Origin of the sequence: Nitrosomonas sp. Nm33, assembly GCF_900107265.1 — a bacterium.
Taxonomy (GTDB): domain Bacteria; phylum Pseudomonadota; class Gammaproteobacteria; order Burkholderiales; family Nitrosomonadaceae; genus Nitrosomonas.
Window position 1 is genome coordinate 1 of the sequence record NZ_FNPJ01000163.1, and the last position, 1,274, is coordinate 1,274.

Sequence of the window (1,274 nt, forward strand, 5' to 3'; positions counted from 1 at the left end):
CCTAAATTCCTCTTTTAACTCGAGCCAGGAGCCAAGTGAAGGGATGGTGAATCGGGAACTGGAGGATTTTCTGGTCTGGCAGCGAAGATTTTGTTGACGATATAGCGTACCAATGCAGGCCAACGTTCCACTTTTAGCAACTGAGGCGCATTTGCCAAAATGAAATCAAGGCCCTTACGGATACTGCTGATCATCGTTTTGATTTGATCACTGGCCTCGTGAGTTAATGTAAGCAATAATCGAGATTGACCTGCATGTCGAGCCAGGCGAGCAACACCATTTAGTAGCAAAGGGCGACTAGTAATCGCTTCCATGCGCGTTTTGGGGTGGGCCAGACGAACATACCAACTCCACCAATTGTAGATCAGCGCGACTGCCCGCGCTGAGAGATTGCAGCGTTCCAGGTCATGAGTGGTATACCCACCCCAGCCCCATTGATTTTTCAGCTCATCGAAGCCATTCTCGCAATCTGCCCGGTCCCGATACAATTGACCAAGGGCTTCCAGTGAATAATCAGCATTGGTCACCAGCACGGCATATTCCCACACTTTGATCTTATCTGAATGATCAACGAAGTGCAGGGTTCCCTGTTGGGCGCCAGCGTTCATTTCGGCCGCCAGATTGTCTTTGACCTGACGTCGTAGCACTACTATCCGTCGGGCGCGACTCCAGCCTGCCAGCTGGAGCTTGTCCTCCACTGCATCAAAACCTTGCCCCACATGCTGCCACTGATTTTGCTGCCATTTCCGCTCGATCAAGCGTTTAATCCCGGCAGTCTGACGAAGCTTGAACAAATAACGCTGATCAATCGCTTCCATTGTAGCCATTACCCCTTCATTGCCAAAAGCATTGTCACCACGCACCAGAGCAGGACGCTTCTCAGGAGCGAGTCCTTCGATCAGCTGCCGCAGACGGGGCAGGCCATGTTTGGCGGCATGGGATTTACCGCTTTGCACTTCAACATCAAGCACCAGGCGAACATTGCCGATCCAGTAAGTATGCAGGGTGTGGCTTGGTCGTCCTGGTTTCCCGGGATTGTAGCCGATCTCAGCACCTCTTTGACGACCATACAACAGTTTGACGCTGCTATCAGCATCGAGAGTCCAGGCAGTATTCAAGGCCTCACGCGTACTCTCACTGAGCGCCATGTCCATCCAGATCGTACTCTTCATCAGCTGTGCCAGGCAGACAGCGCGTTGTGCATCATCACCACGTTCAGGTAAACCGGGTGCAAGCACACTCAGCGCACGGCGTAAGCTCTCATCGCTGACAAT

At 52.3% G+C, this 1,274-nt stretch carries 1 protein-coding gene; it reads right to left on the bottom strand.

Annotated elements, in window-relative coordinates; all coding sequences use genetic code 11:
* Positions 1–14 precede the first annotated feature (14 nt).
* The coding region (locus BLV54_RS15265) for a transposase (RefSeq protein ID WP_090572420.1) at positions 15–1,274 on the bottom strand (1,260 nt) is incomplete at its 5' end.